Annotated in this window: 18 protein-coding genes; 3 read left to right on the top strand and 15 right to left on the bottom strand. The window is 66.0% G+C overall.

Features of this window, described 5'->3' with window-relative positions:
- Positions 1 to 131: 131 nt before the first annotated feature.
- The 4 genes from IFT73_RS01330 to IFT73_RS01345 all read right to left on the bottom strand — a co-directional run bounded on the left by IFT73_RS01330 (position 132) and on the right by IFT73_RS01345 (position 5,803).
- Positions 132 to 1,418 carry a hypothetical protein gene (locus IFT73_RS01330; RefSeq protein WP_192165994.1) on the bottom strand — a complete coding sequence of 429 codons (1,287 nt, stop codon included), beginning with the start codon at positions 1,416 to 1,418 and terminating at the stop codon, positions 132 to 134.
- Positions 1,419 to 2,127: 709 nt separating this feature from the next.
- Positions 2,128 to 3,618: an aldehyde dehydrogenase gene (locus IFT73_RS01335; protein ID WP_192165995.1), complete on the bottom strand. Its 1,491-nt coding sequence runs from the start codon at positions 3,616 to 3,618 to the stop codon at positions 2,128 to 2,130.
- On the bottom strand, positions 3,615 to 4,841 hold the full coding sequence (locus IFT73_RS01340; RefSeq protein ID WP_192165997.1) for a CaiB/BaiF CoA-transferase family protein: 1,227 nt from the start codon (positions 4,839 to 4,841) through the stop codon (positions 3,615 to 3,617). The genes IFT73_RS01335 and IFT73_RS01340 overlap by 4 nt, the downstream gene beginning before the upstream one ends.
- On the bottom strand, positions 4,838 to 5,803 hold the full coding sequence (locus tag IFT73_RS01345; RefSeq protein WP_192165999.1) for an amidohydrolase family protein: 966 nt from the start codon (positions 5,801 to 5,803) through the stop codon (positions 4,838 to 4,840). Before IFT73_RS01345 ends, IFT73_RS01340 begins: the two co-directional genes overlap by 4 nt.
- A gap of 195 nt (positions 5,804 to 5,998) precedes the next feature.
- Between IFT73_RS01345 and IFT73_RS01350 the strand changes: the two genes are divergently transcribed.
- Entirely contained in the window at positions 5,999 to 7,090 is a 1,092-nt protein-coding gene (locus tag IFT73_RS01350) for a Zn-dependent alcohol dehydrogenase (protein ID WP_192166001.1), read from the top strand.
- A gap of 20 nt (positions 7,091 to 7,110) precedes the next feature.
- On the opposite strand, the gene IFT73_RS01355 is transcribed toward IFT73_RS01350, so the two are convergent.
- The 11 genes from IFT73_RS01355 to IFT73_RS01405 all read right to left on the bottom strand — a co-directional run bounded on the left by IFT73_RS01355 (position 7,111) and on the right by IFT73_RS01405 (position 18,196).
- Positions 7,111 to 8,031, bottom strand: a complete 921-nt coding sequence (locus IFT73_RS01355) for an alpha/beta hydrolase (protein ID WP_192166003.1) — start codon at positions 8,029 to 8,031, stop codon at positions 7,111 to 7,113.
- Between the two features lie 52 nt (positions 8,032 to 8,083).
- Positions 8,084 to 9,703 (bottom strand): flavin-containing monooxygenase, encoded by a 1,620-nt coding sequence (locus IFT73_RS01360; RefSeq protein ID WP_371811127.1) that lies wholly within the window; start codon positions 9,701 to 9,703, stop codon positions 8,084 to 8,086.
- Positions 9,696 to 10,427, bottom strand: a complete 732-nt coding sequence (locus tag IFT73_RS01365) for an ABC transporter ATP-binding protein (RefSeq protein ID WP_192166005.1) — start codon at positions 10,425 to 10,427, stop codon at positions 9,696 to 9,698. Before IFT73_RS01365 ends, IFT73_RS01360 begins: the two co-directional genes overlap by 8 nt.
- Positions 10,414 to 11,166 carry an ABC transporter ATP-binding protein gene (locus IFT73_RS01370; protein ID WP_192166007.1) on the bottom strand — a complete coding sequence of 251 codons (753 nt, stop codon included), beginning with the start codon at positions 11,164 to 11,166 and terminating at the stop codon, positions 10,414 to 10,416. Before IFT73_RS01370 ends, IFT73_RS01365 begins: the two co-directional genes overlap by 14 nt.
- Positions 11,163 to 12,050, bottom strand: a complete 888-nt coding sequence (locus IFT73_RS01375; protein ID WP_192166009.1) for a branched-chain amino acid ABC transporter permease — start codon at positions 12,048 to 12,050, stop codon at positions 11,163 to 11,165. Before IFT73_RS01375 ends, IFT73_RS01370 begins: the two co-directional genes overlap by 4 nt.
- Positions 12,047 to 12,937 carry a branched-chain amino acid ABC transporter permease gene (locus tag IFT73_RS01380; protein WP_192166011.1) on the bottom strand — a complete coding sequence of 297 codons (891 nt, stop codon included), beginning with the start codon at positions 12,935 to 12,937 and terminating at the stop codon, positions 12,047 to 12,049. Before IFT73_RS01380 ends, IFT73_RS01375 begins: the two co-directional genes overlap by 4 nt.
- Positions 12,938 to 13,008: 71 nt before the next feature.
- Positions 13,009 to 14,214, bottom strand: a complete 1,206-nt coding sequence (locus tag IFT73_RS01385; protein WP_192166013.1) for an ABC transporter substrate-binding protein — start codon at positions 14,212 to 14,214, stop codon at positions 13,009 to 13,011.
- Between the two features lie 327 nt (positions 14,215 to 14,541).
- Complete coding sequence (locus IFT73_RS01390) at positions 14,542 to 15,219, bottom strand: GntR family transcriptional regulator (RefSeq protein ID WP_192166015.1); 678 nt, start codon at positions 15,217 to 15,219, stop codon at positions 14,542 to 14,544.
- Positions 15,220 to 15,363: 144 nt separating this feature from the next.
- Complete coding sequence (locus IFT73_RS01395; protein ID WP_192166017.1) at positions 15,364 to 16,209, bottom strand: mycofactocin-coupled SDR family oxidoreductase; 846 nt, start codon at positions 16,207 to 16,209, stop codon at positions 15,364 to 15,366.
- Between the two features lie 224 nt (positions 16,210 to 16,433).
- Positions 16,434 to 17,126: an SDR family NAD(P)-dependent oxidoreductase gene (locus IFT73_RS01400; RefSeq protein ID WP_197983458.1), complete on the bottom strand. Its 693-nt coding sequence runs from the start codon at positions 17,124 to 17,126 to the stop codon at positions 16,434 to 16,436.
- Between the two features lie 26 nt (positions 17,127 to 17,152).
- Positions 17,153 to 18,196: a CoA ester lyase gene (locus tag IFT73_RS01405; protein WP_192166022.1), complete on the bottom strand. Its 1,044-nt coding sequence runs from the start codon at positions 18,194 to 18,196 to the stop codon at positions 17,153 to 17,155.
- 126 nt (positions 18,197 to 18,322) lie between these two features.
- Here IFT73_RS01405 and IFT73_RS01410 point away from each other — a divergent pair, with 126 nt between their 5' ends.
- Both IFT73_RS01410 and IFT73_RS01415 read left to right on the top strand, forming a co-directional pair.
- Complete coding sequence (locus tag IFT73_RS01410; protein WP_192166024.1) at positions 18,323 to 19,096, top strand: citryl-CoA lyase; 774 nt, start codon at positions 18,323 to 18,325, stop codon at positions 19,094 to 19,096.
- Positions 19,093 to 19,707: a TetR/AcrR family transcriptional regulator gene (locus IFT73_RS01415; RefSeq protein WP_192166027.1), complete on the top strand. Its 615-nt coding sequence runs from the start codon at positions 19,093 to 19,095 to the stop codon at positions 19,705 to 19,707. The genes IFT73_RS01410 and IFT73_RS01415 overlap by 4 nt, the downstream gene beginning before the upstream one ends.
- The last annotated feature ends 45 nt before the right edge of the window (positions 19,708 to 19,752 follow it).

Below are 19,752 nucleotides of genomic sequence, written 5' to 3' on the forward strand. Positions count from 1 at the left end.
CGGCAGGTGTGGATGCCATGACTGACCCGAGTGAGTCATACGTCATTCGACCGCAACGGATGCTCATGGTTCGTTGACCAACGAGCCAACTGCGACGTGCGCGTATGTGGCACCTGGAACTGCCACGTCGCTCAGTTTGCGACCGTGGCGCGGGCGGACATTTGTGCGGCGATTTGTTGGTCGCGTCCTTGGTCGGCGTGTTGGTAGATGGCGGAGCTGGCGATGTTGGAGTGGCCGTAGCGTTCGAGGAGTTCGGCTTGGGTGGCTCCTGCGTAGACGGCGCGGGTGACGGCGTGGTGGCGCAACGCGTGCCATTTTAGAAGCGGTTGGCCGATGGTGGTGCGGGCGCGGTAGAAGCCGGAGCCTTTGGATGCGGTGGCGCGTCGGCTGTCGGGGCGCAAGGTCCCGGGTTGATCTCCGTAGAGGGTGGACGGGTGCAGGTAGCCGCCTCGGGAGTTGGGAAACATGAGTCCGGTGTCGCCGTGTTGGGCGTAGCGGGTGAGGTGGTGGTCGAGGTCGGCCAGGATGTGGGGTGGGACGGCGACGCGGCGGATGCCGGCGTCGGATTTCGGGTCGTCCTCGTGGGCCAGGATGGTGCCGTCTGGTTGTTTGGAGCGGACGACGGACCGTCGGACGAACACGGTCGCTGCCGTGATGCGGTTTCGGTCGTCTCGGACAATGGTGAGGTCAGACTTGCGCAGGGCGAACAGCTCTCCCTGGCGGAGTCCGCACCATGCCGAGATCAGCACGGCGAAGGACCGCTGGGGCGGCATGGCTTTGGCGAGGAGTACGACTTCGGCGGCGGTGAGCAGAATGGTGTCGCGTGCTCTGGCGCGGGTGTCGCGGCCTTTGCGTTTGCGACGGGTACGGGCTGCTGGGTTGAACGTGATGAGTCTGCGTTCGACACCAAGGCCGAGGACAGCTCGAAGCAGGTCTTCAGACTGTTCGCGCTGGCGGGCGCCTGCGGGGAGGGTGGTGCGCCAGGTCGCGACGTCGGTCGCGGTCAAGTCAGCGACGGGTTCGGTTCCAATGCTTTCGCGGATGAAGCGGTCCCATTGGTAGGTGTAGAGGTCGATGGTGCCTTGTCTGAGGTCGCCCTCGTCGAGGTAGTCGTTGAACAGCTCGTTGACACTGGTCGACGCGGCAGCTGAGGTCTTGGTCGCGCGTTTCTTGTCGGCGGGGGAGAGCCACGTGCCTTGGAGGATCTCTTGGCGGACGGTGACGAGGTAGGCGTCAGCGTCGACGAGGGCGTCGAAGGTGTGGGGTGCTGAGTAGCGGTGGTCGTCGGGCCCGACATACCTGGCGCGCAACCGCCCAGACGGCAGAAGGTCGACGGTCCCGAAGTTCGCCCTGCCGGCTTTACGTCTCTTCTCGATAGCCTTGACCAGTGCCTTTGTTTCGGTTGCTGTTCTTGCCACGGTGGCCCCCTCGGTTCGTGACCTCCGCGTGACCTGACACCTGTCATCTGCCGTGACCTTCTGTCCGGTTTTGTCACGACCAGGATGAGCCCGCGGTGGCCTGTTATCTGTGCAATCACAGGCCAAACTAGGCAGCCGTGTGGCCAGCTTCAAATCCTGTCCCCGCTACCACGAACAGGGCCTGATCAGTAGAGATGCTGATCAGGCCTTGTTGCTTGCATGGGCAGTGCCGACCTCGACCTCGATTTCGCCAGCCGGACATCGCTGCTCCGTCAAGCGTCTCTTCTCGAAGATGTTCTGCGGGCTTCGGAAGGCGGATTGAAGCGTGGTCCTCGACGCGAGGGGAGTCTGCTACAAGAGGCGGTCGGCGACATCACATGGGTCTAAGACCAGGTCTGCCTGTTCGCCGAGGACCATGGCGTCGCGGTGCCGCAGCACCGCAGCACCGCAGGAGCTTGGCCATCTGCGGCACCGACAAGGCACAGTCCAGCCGCATCGCAGCTCGACTGCATGCGGTCCACCCGATCGGGCTGTGGCTGATGCGCATGCTCGGCCTCCGTATCGGAGAGGCGCACGGGATCCTCGTCGAGGACCTCATCGACAACGGCTTCGGACTGCCGGGCATCGTCGTGATCAGATCACCCCCGTGCTGCGTGCCGCGCGCCCGGCGTCCTGACCTGAGGCCATCAAGGCCGACATGCTTGAAGGGTCAGTCCAGCTTCAGCCACACCGTCTTGGTCGAGAGGTACTCCTCGACGTGTTCGGTGCCACCCTCCTTGCCGAACCCGCTGGACTTGAACCCGCCAAACGGCACCGCCGGATCCAAGGCGTGATACGTGTTCACCCACACGGTGCCCGCCTTGATGCGTGACGCCAGCTGGTGACACGTGCCGACGTCACGCGAGTACACACCCGCTGCCAACCCATATGACGTGGCGTTGGCACGCTCGACCGCTTCGTCGAGTGTGTCGAACGGGAGCGCGGAGATGACTGGGCCGAAGATCTCTTCGCGGACGATCGACATGTCGTCCGTGGCGCCACCGAAGACGGTCGGCTGCACGAAGTGACCTGCTGCGAGAACGCCGTCGGAGGCGCGGCCACCTCCGGCTTCGATCGAGGCCCCGTCCGCCGTGCCTGCGTCGAGGTAGCCGAGCACTTTTTGCAGCTGGCGATCGCTGACCAACGGCCCGATCTGCGTGTCCTCGTCCACACCCGGCCCGACCTTGAGGTCTTTCGCGAAGGCAGCGAGCCGTGCGACAAGTTCCTCGTGCACCGAACGGTGGACGAGGAGTCTCGACCCCGCGATACAGATCTGTCCCGAGTTGGCGAACGCCGACAGGGCCACCGTGGGCACGATGGTGTCGAGGTCGGCATCGGCGCAGACGATCTGCGGCGACTTGCCTCCCAGCTCCAGCGTGACGCGCTTGAGGTTGCCTGCCGAGGCGCGCATAATGTTCTGCCCAGTGACGGTAGAGCCCGTAAAGGTGATCTTGTCGACGTCCGGGTGTGATGCGAGCGGGGCTCCTGCGTCCAGGCCGTCACCGGTGACGACGTTGATCACGCCGTCAGGCAGGCCTGCGCGGGTGAGAAGCTCGGCGAGAAGGAGTGGTGTGAGCGGAGCTTCTTCCGATGGCTTCAGGACAACAGTGCAGCCTGTGGCTATGGCGGGCCCTGTCTTCCACACGGTTGCGGCCGCCGGAGCGTTCCAGGGGATGATGGCACCGACGACGCCGACCGGTTCCTTGACCGTGTAGCTGAGTAGTTCTCCGGGCTGGGAGTTCTGGATCGTCCGGCCGTCCAGCGAGGTCGCGAGGCCCGCGTAGTACCGGAGCATGCCGGACACCCGTCCCTTGTCGGCGCGGGCACGCGTCCACGGCTTGCCCATGTCGAGGGTGTCGCTGAGGCTGATCTCGTCCCAGTGCTGCTCGACGAGGTCGGCAGCGGTCAGCAGCACTCGCTGCCGGTCTGCCGGGGTGAAACGTGACCACGGACCGGCCAGCGCGCGCCGGGCGGCGGCGACAGCGCGGTCGACGTCCTCGGTGCGGCTGCGCGGTACAGTGGCAAGAAGCTCTCCCGTCGCGGGATTTCGTGTCTCCATGGTCTCGCCGCTGAGCGCGTCGACCCATTGGCCGTCGATCAGCATCTGCCGGTGGCGGCCGTCGGTCGGGGCCAGGACCTGGATGTCTTCGATGATCGTCATGCGGGGAAGTCCTCTCCGGCGCTCGTCACGGGGACGGGCGGGCGATGTGAGGAAACCATCGCCGAGATGGCTTCCTCGTCGTATCCTGCCTCGGCAAGGATGGCTGCTGTGTGCTGGCCCAACGACGGCGGCGCGTCCTGACGGAACGACCGGGTGCCGTTGTACGAGAGCGGATGGTCGATCAAGCGAAAGTCCTCGATGTCGGGGTGCGGCCACGAGCGGACCATCCCGAGTGCTTCGACCTGCGGGTCACTGATGACCTGGTCGACTGTGTTGACGCGCGAGCACGGGAGACCGGCGGCGCGGAGGACCTTCTCCCACTCGCCCGCGCTGCGCTGGAGCATCACGGCGCCGATCGTGCCGCTGAGCTCGTCGCGGTGCGCGACGCGTGCCGCGTTGTCGACGTAGCGGGGATCGTGCACCAGGTCGTTTAGATTCAGCACGGCACAGAGGCGCGCGAAGAGGCTGTCGTTGAGAGCTGCGATGAACAGGAACCCGTCCTGGGTCATGAAGCCTTCGTACGGTGCCATCTGGGCGTGCCGAGAGCCTTGCGGCTGGGGGACCACTCCGCTGGCGATGTAGTTGGAGGCGAAGTAGCCCATCCACGCGACGCCGCTCTCCATCAGGCTCGTCTCGATGAGCTGAGCCTCTCCGGTGAGGTCGCGTTGGCGCAGCGCAGCGAGCACGCCTAGCGCAGCCCACATGCCGGTTCCCTGGTCGATGATGGACGGCCCGACGCGCGATGGGGGTCGGTCCGGCTCGCCGTTGATGCTCATGACACCTGACGCCGCCTGCACGATCGTGTCGTAACCGGGTCGGTCACGGTCTGGGCCGACACTGCCGAAACCACTGATCGAGCAGTAGACGAGCCGTGGGTTGATGGCCGAGAGGTCGTCGAATCCGAGCCCGTGCTTGGCGAGGCTTCCCGTCCGGTTGGACTCGACCACCACGTCTGCGGTTGCCGCTAGACGACGGATGACGTCAGCCCCCTCTGGGGAGGTGATGTCGGCCTCGAGGCTCTCTTTGTTCCTGTTGATGGCGAGGAAAAGAGCGCTGTGGTCCTCCCACCGGGGCGGGGTCCACTGGCGCGTGTCGTCTCCTACTCCGGGGCGCTCGACCTTGATGACGCGTGCTCCCAGGTCGCCGAGAATCATCGTGGCGTAGGGGCCCGCGAGGTTGCGGGTCAGGTCGAGGACCGTGATGCCCGAGAGCGGTGAGGTCATCGTGCGGCTCCTTGGTCGGCCCAGAACAGGCGGTTCGCGTTGTCGTGCAGGACGTCGGCCAGCTTGTCGTCCGGGAGTGGGAGCCGACGAGCGTCCCGCACGGCACGACTCATGTCGAGCAGTGGGTGGTCCGAGGCGAAGAGCACCTTGTGGCTGCCGACCGTCCCGTGCCAGCCGCCGGCCATGAAGTCCAGGAGCTCCTGCGGATAGCGCTTGGGAGACCATGCCGACGTGCAGATGTAGAAGTTGGGGTGGCGGGCGGCCAGCCTCACGGCGATGTCCGTCCAGGGGTCGCCGATGTGGTGAGCGACGATCCGCAGCGTGGGGAAGGCCAGTGCCACTTCGTCGAGGTGGGCAGGATGGTGGTGCTCCATGGGCCACAAGGGGCCGGGCGTGCCTACGTGGACGAACACGGCCAGGTCCAGCTCCGCACACACGGCGAATACCGGATAGAACCATTTGTGGTTGGGTGCCATGCCCCAAGGCGACGGCGTCAGGTGAACTCCGACGATGCCGGAGTCGCTGTGAGCGTCACGGATGACTCGCACGTTCTGCATCGCGTCCCAGTACGTTCCGGGCCCGAGCTCAGGAGGGACGATGGTCGCCACACCTTTCAGTCGCCCGCCGCTGGCGTCCGCCAGTGCCGCGATCTCCCGGTGGACAGCGCGGACGCCCTTCTCCGTAGCTCTGTAATAGACCTTGGCAGGTAGGATCGCGCGATCCACTCCGGCGGCGTCCATGTCTGCCAGCAGTGCAGCCGCCGTGAGCTTCTCCACCGGTCGGCCGTCCGCATCTGTGTGGCTGAACGTGTGCATCACGCGAGCGAGGCGCTCGTCGCCGTGCCAGTCCACGGCATCTCCGCGAGGGTCGGCGGCGTCGTCATCGCCCAGCCACGGGGTGTGAAGGAAGGCGTCCAGGACTGGGCCCTCGTATTCCGTTGGCTGCTGCTCGGTCTCCTGCACGACGCACCTCCTGCTCAGAACGTGTTGCGGGTCACTCCCGCTGCGCCACCGTAACACTTACGTAGACGTCCGTCGACCCTTGTCGACCGTTGCATGCTGATCTAGACTGCGAGTGACCGCCAGCGAGTCGGTGTCTGCCTGCGTCGTGGATGCGACCCTTGGACCGGCTCGACTGCAGCAGCTAAGGAGACCCGCGTGAAGGCATCGGTAGTCAACGGAGTGGGACAGGGATTCGTCGTCGAGGAGCTCGACATCGACGAGCCGCGGGGGATGGAGGTGCTGGTCGACGTGCGCGCTTCGGGCTTGTGCCACAGCGATCTGCACCTGGCGGAGATCGACTTCGGACTGCCGATGCCAACAGTTCTCGGTCACGAGGTCGCCGGCGTCGTCTCGGCCGTCGGCCCAGGTGTGACGACGACCCGCGTCGGAGACCACGTGGTCGCCTGTCTGGTGAAGTTCTGCGGACGCTGCATCGAATGCACGTCAGGGCACACCTTCGCGTGCACCACACCCAACTCCACCCTGCGGGCCACTACTGAGCCGCCGAGGCTGACACGCCGCGGCATCGCCATGGAGCAGGCACACGGCATCGGCGGATTCGCCGAGCAGGCCTTGGTGCACGAGAACCAGCTCGCCGTCGTCAGCGACGACATCCCTTTCGCCGCGGCGTGCATCATCGGGTGTGCCACGGTGACAGGTGCCGGGGCCGCCATCAACACCGCGCAGGTGCGTCCGGGGGACACCGTCGCGGTCATCGGTACGGGGGGAGTCGGACTGAACGTCATCAGCGGCGCGCGACTGGCCGGAGCCATGCGCATCGTGGCCGTCGACATCGACGACGGAAAGCTGGCTGTGGCACGACGCTTCGGCGCGACCGACGTCGTGAACGCCTCAGGCGTCGACCCGGTTGCCGCAGTCAGGACCCTGTTGAGAGGCGGCGTCACCCACGCCTTCGAGGTCATCGGGCTGCCCCAGACCCAGCGGCAGGCCGTCGAACTCGCAGGAAAGGGCGGGGGTGTGCACTTCGTGGGTCTTGCGAAGCCGGGAACGACGCTGGAGATCGACTCCTCGCTCAGCATGCTCCGCGCCCACACGAGTGTCGCAGGCGTGCACATGGGCTCCACCAACCTCAAGCGTGACATCCCGATGTACGCCGATTACTACCTCCAAGGCCGGCTGAATCTCGACGATCTGGTGTCGCAAGAGATCGGACTGAATGACATCCCCGCTGCGTGGGAGAAGCTGCGCTCCGGCTCAGTCATCCGTTCAGTGGTGACGTCCTTCTGAGCCAGGGGCGGGTGCCAGCCTCACGAGGGCTCTTCGGCAGGTTCCGAGACGCCCCGGGCCACCGCTGACGCGATGTCGGCGACGGCATCACGGGCCACGTCCAGGAAGTTGTGCATTCGCAGGAAGCCGTGCGTGACTCCGGGGTACGTCTGCAGGTGCGTGGGCACGCCAGCCGCTTGGAGCTGTGCGGCATAGCTCTGCCCTTCGCTGTGCAGCACGTCGTACTCGGCCGTGATGACGACAGACGGTGGTAGAGCCGAGACGTCGGCGGCACGCGCCGGTGAGATGTCGGGGGAAGCCCACATGTCTTGAGGTGCGTACTGCTCGAAGAACCACTGCATGTCTCGCCGAGTCAGTGGGAGGCCGTCCGCGTGCTGTCGGTAGCTCGGTGTGTCGAACGCACAGTCCGTCACCGGGTAGATCAGCACCTGCAGCGCAGTTTGGACCGTGCCCCCGAGGCGCCGAAGCGCGACGGTGGCCAGGTTGCCGCCTGCGCTGTCGCCGGCAACGACCAGCGGCAAGGGTCGCGCGACAGGAAGGGCAGCAGTCGCCGCCCATACGATTGCGTCTTCGACGTCCTCTAGCCCCGCCGGAAACGGATGCTCGGGCGACAAGCGGTAGTCAGGCAGGACAACCGCACATCGGGTCGCATCGGCGAGCGTCCGCGCGAGGGGGTCGAAGTCGTCGAGGGCTCCGAGGACCCAGCCGCCGCCGTGGAGGTAGGCCATCACCCCGACGACCTCGCCCGCCGGCACGAACACGCGTGCGGCGACTGGTCCCGACCGTCCCGGGATCACGACGTCTTGAATCGTGGCCATGTCCGGCCCGCCGCCCAGCCCGTCCCGCCCGCTCGCAAGCATGGCCCGAGCGTCGTCGGGGCTGCCGTCAGAAAGCCCAGGGGCGCCTAGAGACCGCTGCCGGTCGATGATGGCGGAGATCACGGGGTGCAATGTCATGGTCGTCCTAAGATTCTCGGTGTCGAGTCGCCGCAGCCTACGAGAAGCTGAAGCCCTCGTACCCGTGCGTGCGGACGTCGTCGAGAACCTGCTGGAACTGACCCAGACCTCCGACGTACGGCATGAACACGCGAGGCTTGCCCGGGATGTTCGCGCCGGTCCACCAGGAGTTGGCTCGAGGGAACAACGTCTCGTCAGCGATGGCGACCACGTGCTGGGTCCAGAGCTTCTCGGTGTCGGCGTCGGCCTCCACGCGATCGGTGCCTTGATCGCGTGCGAACTCCAGGATCCCGGTGATCCAGTCGACGTGCTGCTCGATCGCCATGACCATGTTGGTCAGGACAGAGGGGCTCCCCGGGCCCGTGACCGTGAACAGGTTGGGAAAGCCCGACATGGCCACACCGAGGTATGCAGATGGGCCGTCGCTCCATCTCTCGGGCAGGGTGGTGCCGTCCTGACCTGTGATCCCCATGCGGAGAAGCGCGCCGGTCATGGCGTCGAACCCGAGTGCGAACACGATGACGTCGAGATCGTAGCTGCCGGAGGCAGTACGTATCCCGTCGGCCGTGATCTCGACGATCGGGTCGTCGTGAACGTCGACCAATGCGACGTTCGGTTGGTTGAACGTCTCGTAGTACCCGGTGTCGACGCATGGTCGCCGGGTACCAAGCGGATGGTCGAACCGAGTGAGCGCCTCAACCGTCGCGGGGTCCTGCACGATCGAGCTGATCTTCCCGCGGACGAACTCCGACGCGGTGGCATTCGCCTCCGGGTTGGTCAACAGATCGGCGAACGAGCTGGTGAAGACGGGGCCACCGTTGCGCCAGACCGCCTCGTACACCTCGAGCCTCTGCTCGTGCTCTACCTCGAGAGCAGAGAGGTCGCTGAGGATCGGCGGCACGGGATAGCCGCGCGTTGTCGTCCGCGCCTCCTGCCGGCGCTGGTCGTACTGCGACTTGAGCTCACGCGTGAACTCCTCGTCAAGCGGTCGGTTCTGGGCCGGCAGGCTGAAGTTCGGCGTTCGGTGGAACAGCAGCAGCTCTCCTGCTTCGCGGGCGATGGCCGTGGTCAGCTGTATGCCCGTCGACCCGGTACCGATGATTCCGACCCGCTTGCCGCTCAGCTGAACGGGGTGGTGAGGCCATTCCCCGCTGATGTAGGTCTCGCCCTTGAAGTCGCTGAGGCCCGCGAACGACGGACGTTTGGGCACTGACAGGCAACCGGTAGCCATGACCACGTAGGTCGAGACCAGATGCTGGCCACCCTCGAGCTCGATCGTCCAGCGTGAGTGGGCGTCGTCGAACGTGGCCCCCAGGACCGTGGCGCCCAGCTGCACGTCGCGGTTGAGGTCGAACCGCTCGGCGACGTGCTCGATGTAGCGAAGGATCTCGGGCTGAGTCGCGTAGCGCTCGGACCACGTCCAGTCCTGCTGCAGCTCGTCCGAGAACGAGTACGAGTAGTCGAAGCTCTGCACGTCGCACCGAGCGCCGGGGTAGCGGTTCCAGTACCAGGTGCCTCCCACGCCGTCGGCCGCGTCGAGCACCCGTGCCGAGAATCCTGCGCTGCGCAGGCGGTGAAGCATGTACAGTCCGGCGAACCCCGCTCCGACGATGATGACGTCGTGGTCGAGCTGCCGGTCGGCGGCGAGGTCAGTCACGATCGCCCACCTCAGCAACGCCGAGAAACGCCTCTACGACGCGGGGGTCCGACGACACGTCCGACGCCGCACCTGTCAGGACGACTGTTCCCTGATCCAGCACGTAGGCGCGGTCGGCTACGCCGAAGGCCGCGTGCGCGTTCTGCTCGACCATCAAGATGGCGATGCCTTCGCTCGCGATGCGGGCGATCGCCGCGATGACCTGGTCCACCAAGGCGGGCGCCAGGCCCATGGAGGGCTCGTCGATCAGAAGGATGTGTGGCTTGCCCATGAGCGCGCGCCCAAAGGCGAGCATCTGTTGCTCGCCACCGCTGAGCAGACCGGCCATCCCGTCACGGCGCTGTTCGAGAATGGGGAACATCCCGAAGATCTTGTCCAGATCGTCGCGAATCTCCTGCTTTCCCTTGCGGGCGTATGCGCCCACCATCAGGTTCTCCTCGACCGTGAGCGGCGCGAAGATGTGCCGACCCTCCGGAACCTGGATGAGCCCGCGCCTGGCGATCTTGTGCGGTGCCATCCCAGAGATGTCTGCGCCCTCGAACTCGAGGCGTCCGGACTCCAGCGCGACGATGCCGCTGATCGCGCCCATCAGCGAGCTCTTTCCCGCGCCGTTCGGTCCGACGACAACCACCACCTCACCCTGGTCGACCGTCAGGTCAACGTCCCGAACGGCGTGAACCTTGCCGTATCGAACGTTGGCCGCGTGGATCTCAAGCGTTGCCATGACCGTCTCCTAGATAAGCGCGCTGCACCTCGGGCAGTCGAGCAGTGGCGTGGGGCTCGCCCTTCGCGAGCAGCTTTCCGAAGTTCAGGACCACCAGGTGGTCCGAGAGGTCGAGAAGCATCTTGAGATCGTGCTCGATGACCAGCATGGCCAGGCCATCGGCACGGAGCTCGCGCAGGATGGCCGCGATCTCGGCGCGCTCGGTCTGGTTCATCCCCGCGACAGGCTCGTCCAGCAGGATCAGGTCAGGCTGGGTCGACAGGGCCCGCGCGATCTCGACCCGCCGCTGGGTCCCGTAGGGGAGAGCAGTCGGCTTCTGATCTCTCACCACGTCAAGACCCAGCCTCTCCAGCGTCTTGTCGACGACCTGATCGACCGGCAGCTTCTCCGTCGCGCGTGCGCCCCAACCTCGACGTGAGCCACGCTGCTCTGCCGCAACGCGGACGTTGTCCCGCACGCTCAGCTCGGGAACCAGTCGGATGCCCTGGAAGGTCCTCATCAGTCCCATGCGGCGCATCTCGTACGGTTTCACCGACGTCAGCGGCTTGTCGCGAAAGGCGATGGATCCGCTCGAGAGCCGGGTGGTCCCCGTGATGGCGTTGATGATGGTCGTCTTGCCGGCACCGTTGGGGCCCATGACGCCGCACAGCTGACCGGGCTCCACCGCGAAACTCACCCCGTCGACCGCCTTGACTCCTCCGTAGTGCACCTTGACGTCATCCAGAACCAAGATGCTCATGCGACCCTCTCCTTCACGTGCTTCGTCTCGGATGTCCGGCGCACCTTGCCGATCATGTTCCACACCGCTCGCAGCAGGCCCGCGAGCCCGTCTGGTTGGTAGACGACGACGGCAAGGAGGACCAGTGCCTGGATGATCAGGTTCCAGCTCCCGGTACCTGTCAGGTAGACCGGCATGAGGGCCAAGAGCGCCGCGCCCATCAGAGGGCCGATCCACACGACGGTCCCGCCGAGCACCATGACTGTGAGGGAGGCGACGACCGTGCTGAACCCGACGTCGGTCGGTCCGAAGACTCCCACGGTGGAGACCTGCACGAAGCCGGCCAGCGACCCCACCATGGCACTGATGACGAAAGCCACCGCTTGGTAGCGAGTCACCCGGATGCCGAGTGCGGCTGAGAGCACGTCATCCTCGCGCAGCGTCGTGACCGCCCGCCCCCAAGCGCCTCGTTGGGTGTACCAGGCAAGGGCGACCACGGCTGCGACGAGGATGAGCATGAGCCACTGCGGAAGAACCCGGGGAATGAGGAACATGCCTTGTGCGCCGCCGGTGAACCCCTCCCAGGACTGGGCTAGCGCCTGGATGAAGAGAGTCACCGCCAGGGTGGCCATGGCCAGGTACAGAGCCTTCAAGCGGGTCAGCATCGGCGACATGATCACCGCAAGAACGCCTCCCAGCAGGACCGTCGACATCAGCACCAGTGCAGCCGGCCAGCCCTCCTCCTTGAGGAGATGAGCCGACACGTATCCGCCAACCGCGTAGAAGCCGATCGTCGCGAACGAGAGCACCCCGGCGCGTACGGCCAGCTGCACGCTGTAGCCGAGCAGTGCGAGGACTGAGAACGTCTGAATGAGGGGCGCGTTGACGAGGAACCAGTTGGTCATGCCCGCTGCCATCCTTTCGATGAGATGCCCTGCGGCCTGACGACCAGAAAGGCGATGATGACGGCGAACACCACGACGTCGCGCAGGTCGGATGCCCAGTACGCGACCACGGCCGTCTCGATGACAGCCAGTGCGAACGCCGCGATGACGGTGGCGCGGATGCTGCCCACGCCGGCGATGATCAAGATGGCGAAGGCCTTGAAGAGGAGCGGCTCGCCGACATGCGCCTCGACGGCGTTGACCTGAACGGCCAGGAGGAGGCCTGCCAGGCCGGCGGCAGCTCCCGCAACGGCCACGGTTCCTGCGGAGAGGAAATCGGCAGAGACGCCCGACATCTTGGCCATGTCGCGGTCGACGGCCAGTGCGCGCAGGGCGCGCCCGTGACGACTCTTCTGGATGAACCTCGCCACACCGGCAGAGGCAACCAGAGCGGTCACGATGATGATGAGCTGGATGTTCGAGATCCGTACGGACCCTAGGTCGTACGTCGACACCGTGAAGAGGTCGCGGCCGACCGAGCGCGGCTGGCCCCCGGTGATCTGGACCGCGACAGCGATCAGGAGAGCCGCGGTCGCAACAGTGGCGATGACCATGGTGAGAGCACTTTGGTGCTCACTCGTGGCCCGCTTGCGGACCGGGCGGAACACCAGGAACTCCATGGCGAGGCCGAGGGCGCCTCCGATGACCACGGCAACCAGGAGGACGACGACGAACGGAAGCTGAGGCGCTGTCTGGCTCAGCTTCCACGCCGTCAGAGCGCCCGTCATGAAGATGGACCCGTGGGCCAGGTTGAGGATTCCAAGTCCCGCCCAGGCGAGACTGAGCCCCAACGAGAACAGCGTGTAGATGGAGCCCAAGGTGAGGGCGTTCACCAGGTCTTGCAGCATGCGAGGTCCTTCCCGCGGAGATCGAGATGAGTGGAGGGGCGCGCCAGGCGCGCCCCTCCACAGAGGCGGTCCTACTGACCCGGAGCGAGGGTCTCCTTGCCGTCCTGCCACTCGATGACGACGCCGGGGCCCTTGGCGTCACGCTCATCGAAGGTGAGCTTCTCGGCCTGCGCTGCGGCGAGCCCGCCGCTCGAGGCCACCTCATTCATGCCCTTCTCAATGTCCTCGCGCGAGGATCCGCCGGACTTGAGAACGGCTTCCTGGATGAGGTTGAACGCATCGAACGTCTCTGCGTGGAAGGTGTTCGGCTGATCTCCCGTTGCCTTCTCGTACGCCACGCTGAACTCCGAACCCGCCTTCCAGGGAAGATCGGGGGAGCCGACGAACGACGAGTAGTAGAGGATGCCGTTGCTCTGGTCAGCAGGCAGGTCAGTCAAAGCACCCGCGCCGAGGGACGTGCCACCGCCGATGGTTCCCTTGTAGCCTGCGCGTCGCAGCTGAGTGATGAGCGTGACGTTCTGCGCCCCGATGGCCTGGGTCTGGATGTGGTCCGGGTTGCCCTTCATCAGCTTGGAGACGGCGCCACTGAGATCGGTCTCGGTCGAGCTGCTCGCAACCTTGTCCAGCACCTTGATGCCGGCGTCGGCGAACGCCTTCGGCATCACCTTGGTCGCGAGCTCGACGGACGGTGCGTTGTCGGTGACGTAGAAGACCGAGGCAGACGTGGTGCCCTTCTTCTCCGCCAGGTACTTCGCGAACTTGGGGTAGAACAGCGCCTGCTGAGGTGTGATGCGCCAGATGTAGTCGCCGACCTCGGTCACGCCGTCGCCGCCGGCCTGGATGTTGACCATCGGAAGCTTCGCATCCTGCGCGAGCGGTGCGATGGCAAGTGCCTCCTCTGTGAGCACGCCGAAGATCACCGCGTCGGTGTCGCCGCTGACGGCCTTTGCCATCTGCTGCGATGCCGTGCCGACCGCAGACGTGGTGTCCTGCACGTCGATGACGACCTTCTTGCCGTCCATCCCGCCCTTGTCGTTGATGTACTTCTCGGTGAACTTGGCGGAATCGGCGATGGCCGTGCCGAAGAAGGCGGCCTTGCCGCTGCTGTCGGTCAGGACCGTGATCTTCACGGTCTCGTCGCCACCGCCACCGCCACCGCCAGCGGCACCGCTTCCCGAACCGCAGGCCGCGAGTGCAAGGCAGGCTGCTGCCGCGATCGCGGCGCCGGTGCGCGCGCGCCTAGCTCCCCCGGTACGTCGTGAGTGCAGGTGAATCATGTCGTGCTCCTAGTGCGTGAGTGCCGGGGCGTGGACAGATGGCGACATCCAGCCGAGTGTGATCCACAACATAACACCGGCGTCGACCGTTGTCGACCGTCGAGTACAAATTGGCCAGTGGTCTCCAATTGCAACGATTCTGGCGCCCGGGTTGTCGCGCGATCGTTCGATCCATGCGGAAGCACCTCGTCCAAGGAGTAGTGATGTCGCTCTCAGGCGCGGGCTCGAGGGGCGCGCTTGGGACCGGGTATACGACGACCGCACGGCGCAGTCGCGCCGTGCGGTCGAGTCTCGGAGCCGGTCTACCGGCGCGGTCAGGAGTCTTGGTCAGATGAACGCGGGCAGCTCGCCGTTCACGCTGGAGCTGTAGAGACGAATGCGGAAGTCTCGCGCATTCGTCATCTGGAGAGCGGCGACCTCGCCCGCCCGCTCCACGTCCTGAACCTTGACGGCTTCGAGGATGTCGACGGACTCCTGCAAGAAGGCTTGCCACCGATCGGGGTAGTGAAGCGTGGTCGAAGCCAGCCCCTGAACAAGCAGCTGGACGCTTTCGAGCGTCTGAATCAGCGCCTTGTTGTGGGTCGCGGCCCAGATCACGAAGTGCATGGAGTGAGCGAGCTTGGCGCGCTGCTTGGCGTCGTCGTCACTGAGCTCCTGCATGGCCCCGATAGCGCGTTGCAGTCGAGCGAGATCGAGATCGGTCCGCCGCATGGCCGCCGCACGCGCCGCGGCGGCTTCCAAAGCGATGCGAACCTCGTAGATCTCGAGCACATCCTCGGGCTTGAGGACACGAACCCGCAACGCGCGTTCGTGCCGCTCGACCAGGCCCTCGAACGAGAGTCGACTCAGTGCCTCCCTCACCGGGGATCGGCTGACCTGGTACTCCGAAGCGAGCGCACCCTCGACGAGCGGCGTTCCCGGGACCAGGTCACCCGCCACGATCTTGGCGCGCAGGTCTTCGTAGAGCGTTCCGTCGCTCCGCCGGATGTCGCTGTCCTCTGTCATTGTCGTCCCCCAGGCATGTAGTCGGTCGCGTGTGCGCCAAGCCGCGATCAGTAGCTGATGCCGACAAGTGCCGACTGTTGGACACCAACGTATCCGCTGCTGGCCTCGATGGGAATGGCGATGACGTCTGGTGCGGCTCGAGCGTCAGTGGGCGTGCTTGGCCAGCATGCCGGCATCTACGGGCAGGGAAGCACCTGTCACATAGCGCGAATCGTCACTCGCCAGCCACAGAACCGCTGCTGAGACGTCCTTCGCATCGACCCATGGGACCGGGAGGAGGTTGATAGCCCGGAGGGCTTCGGCGCTGTCGTCGAGCGTCGGCGCCTCGAGGTCCGGTCGGAAGAGCTTGGCCGTCCCGGGATTGTCGATCATGGGGGTTCGGACGTTGGTCGGGTGCACCGTGTTGGCGCGAATTCCGTGCTGGGCGAGCTCGTTGGCGAGCGAGCCGATCAAGCCGACTACGCCGTGCTTGGAGGCGGTGTAGTGGGAAGCGTTCGGCACGCCGCGAAGGCCGGCGATCGAGCTGATGGCGATGACCGAGCCGCCGCGACCGCCAGCGATGACGTGAGGCAGCGTCGCCCTGAACGTCTCCCAGACCCCGGTCAGGTTGATGTCCACCACGGTGCTCCACTGCTCGCGCGTCATCTCCCACGACGGGCCGGTGGGCCCGAGGACCCCTGCGTTGGCCACGACGATGTCGAGACGTCCGAGCTGGTCGACCGCTTTCGCTACCTCGATGCCGAGCCGGTTGCCGTCACGCACGTCGGATTCGATCGTGATGGCGCGGCCCCCGAGGCTCCGGACCTGTTCTGCGGCTTCATCCAGCTCGTCGGGTCCTGGCATCTCGTAGGCGATCGTGTCGATCGCGGACACGGAGTCGACGAGGATCACGTCAGCTCCTTCTTCGGCGAGCAGCTGGGCGTGGGAGAGCCCCTGCGCGCGGGCGCCCCCTGTGACGAGTGCGACCCGGCCTTCCAGCTTCCTGTTCATGTGTCTCCTCGTTGTTGATCGTTGACGTGACAAGACGATTCGGATCCCATCAGCCATGGAGGCCGACGCAGAGTTCGACGACACGTGCGCGCGCGGCCAAACGTGAGGCATCAGCTGCGCCTATGTGTCCGGGGTCACCCTGTGACGCGTGACGATAGCAGTTGAGTAGACGAACGTCGACAGTTGTCGACCATTGCATGGCGGAGCACCTCTCCAGCCCGCAGTCACATCTCGCGGCCGCCCGCGACATCCAGTACGACGCCCGTGACGTAGCTCGACATGTCCGACGCCAGGAACAACGCTGCCTGCGCGACTTCGCGGGGGCGTCCGGCCCGAGCCAACGGGATGGACGCGAGCTTGTCGTCCCATGAGTGCTGCGGCATCCCTGCGGTCATGTCGGTGGAGATGAGGCCCGGGCGGATCGCGTTGGCGCGGATGCCGTGTCGCGCTCCCTCGCGTGCGGTGGTTCGGGTCAGCGCCTCGACGCCCGCCTTCGAGGACGCGTACGCAGCCTGACCCAGGTTTCCCGCCTTCGCGGCGATTGACGCCACGTTGACGATCGTGCCTCCGCCGTCACGCGCGCGCATGTGCCTCAGGGCTTCGCGCGTGCAGAGCCACGTGCCTTGGAGGTTGACGTCGAGCACGTGGCGAAAGTCCTCCAAGGAACCGCGGTGGATGACGCTGTCGACCGCAGTGCCTGCGTTGTTGACCAGGACATCGATCCGCTCGTGCTGGGACACGACGGCGGCGAAGGTAGTGGCGACCGAGGCCTCGTCCGACACGTCGCACCGCCGGGAGTCGATCCCCGAGACGTCGCGCCCCGTGGCACTCAGCGCTACCACTACGGCACCGTGCGACGTGAAGGTCTCGACAATGGCGCGTCCGATCCCGCGGGTCCCACCGGTGACGACGGCCACCTGGCCCTCGAGCAACCGACTGGGTGTCATCCTGCCGCACTCACGGCGGCGTCACGTGCCGCCACGAGGTCAGCGAAGGCAAGGATCTTTTGACACTGCTTGTAGGACGCATCGTCCTGCATCTTGCCGTCGATCATCACGGCCCCTGCACCGTCGACCAGCTGCTCGACGACACGGCGGGCCCACGCGACCTGGTCTGGGTCGGGCGTGAAGACCTTGCGGGCGACCTCGATCTGCTTCGGGTGCAGGGTCCACGCGCCGACACACCCCATGACGTACGCGTTCCGGAACTGGTCCTCGCAAGCCAGCACGTCGGCGATGTCGCCGAAGGGTCCGTAGTAAGGCTGGATCCCGGCAAGACGGCAAGCGTCCACCATGCGGGCCACGGTGTAGTGCCAGAGGTCTTGCTGCGCCGTCACGCGTGGCGCTTCGTAGTTCCGGTCCACCGGGTCGGCCCGGACGAGGTATCCGGGGTGTCCGCCGCCGACGTTGGTCGTCTTCATCTCGCGGTCGGCGGCGAGATCGGCCGGCCCGAGCGAGATTCCCTGCAGGCGGGGGCTCGCCAGACAGATCTCCTCCACGTTCGCCACTCCGCGGGCCGTCTCCAGGATCGCGTGCAGCAGGATCGGACGACTCAGGGCGGCCCGCGCCTCGAGCTGCGCCACGAGGCGGTCGACGTAGTGGATGTCTTCGGGGCCCTGGATCTTCGGCAGCATCAAGACGTCGATGCGCTCGCCTGCCTGCAGCACCAGGTCTGTCAGGTCGTCAAGGATCCACGGCGAGTCGAGTGCGTTGACGCGGGCCCACAGCGATGTCGTGCCTAGGTCGACGGTCCGCGCGACCTCGACGAGGCCCGACCTGGCGGCCCCCTTGCGATCGATCTCGACCGCATCTTCGAGGTTGCCGAGCAGGACATCGACGGTCGGCGCCAGGGCTGGCAGCTTGTCGATCATGCGGGCGTTCGAGGGATCGAAGAAGTGGATCATCCGCGAGGCGACCGGTGGGATGACGCGCGGAGGCTCGGGTGCGCCGATCGCCAACGGCAGAAAGAAGTCGCGTGGGCTTCGCATGGCTATCTCCTCGTTCGGGGCGGTTGGCCCACATCGTAGGACCGCATCGCCTAGGATTCAAACGTTAGTCAAAAACATGTGCGCGATGAGCTTCGGCCGCGCGACACCGAGACCAGGAGCGAACCGATGTCCGACATGAGCTGGCGAACTGCCATCGCCCAGGTGAACGCCGATGACGTGATCATTCGTGGGCACCGCCTGACGGACCTGGTCGGTTCCGTGACCTACGCCGACATGGCCTTCCTCCTCATGCGAGGAGACCTGCCGTCCGCGCCGGAGCGCAACATGCTTGATGCGATCCTGGTGACGTTGGCCGACCACGGCATCTCGCCGACGACGATCATCGCGAGGACACTGGCGTCCTGCGGCACCCCGATCCAGGCAAGCATCGCCGGAGCGTCGCTCAGCATCGCGGACTGGCACGGCGGATCGGGCGAGGAAGTGGGCCAGATCCTGGCCGAGATACTCGAGAGGACCTCGGACGGAGCAGACGCCGCGGTGGTGTGCGCGAGCCTGGTGGCGGACCGCAAGGAGCGGCGCGAGCAGGTGCCAGGTTTCGGTCACCCCCAGCACACAGGTGGGGACCCACGCGCCATCCAGCTGTTGGGTCTGGCCGAGTCGTATGGCGTCGCGGGCAGGTACTGCGAGACCCTGGACATCCTCGGCACGGCCTTGGGCGAATCGACTGGGCGAGAGAACCTGCGGCGCGCCAACGTGACCGGCGCTCTCGCGGCGGTCCTTCTGGACCTCGGGTTCCCGTGGCGGTCGATCCGGGGTGTCGTAATCGCGGCGCGTTCCCTCGGCCTGACAGCACATGTCGTCGAGGAGCTTGAGCAAGGCAATCGTTGGCGCCACGCGGCGGGCGACTCGGTCGAGTACACCGGCCCCCTTCCGGCATGAGCCGAGGCGACCGGCACGCGACCGGGGAGAAGGGTCATCGCCGCCGCGCCGTGATCTTGGACGCAGCCGAGGGTCTGTTCGCCGACCAAGGCTACGAGCGGACAACGACCCAGGACGTCGCCGATGCAGCGGGCATCCTGAAGGGAAGCCTCTATTACTACGTCTCCTCGAAGGAGGAGCTACTCTTCCGCGTCGTGCTGCGCACGCACGAGCGGCTTCACGCCTTCGTCGTGACCGAAGCCGACTACGCATCGTTGGTGCCTCTCGAGGGTGTTCGCACCTTTATCGCGCGGCACGTCGAGTGGGTGCTGAAGCACCGATCCGTGGCGGCTCTGTACGGACGGGAGGTGGGCGTCGTTCGTTCGGTCGACACGTGGTGGGCCGAGCTGCTCGACGAGCGACACCGTCACGAGCAGTACTTGTTCGGCCTGCTGCGTGAAGTCGCACCACCATCGGACACGGATCGCGACGTGCTGATGACGACGAGGGCGTTCCTGTCGATGGCGAACGGACCTCGTCAGTGGTTCCACGACGAGGGCTCGGCGACCGCCGCCGAGGTCGCGGAGCACCACGCAGACCTGGCCGTGCGCAGCCTGCCCCTGCCGGGCTGACGCGTCGCGTGGCACGGACCGCATGCCACGCGACGAGCCAGAAGG

Source organism: Aeromicrobium sp. CFBP 8757, assembly GCF_014841755.1.
In the GTDB taxonomy this organism is placed as follows: Bacteria; Actinomycetota; Actinomycetes; order Propionibacteriales; family Nocardioidaceae; genus Aeromicrobium.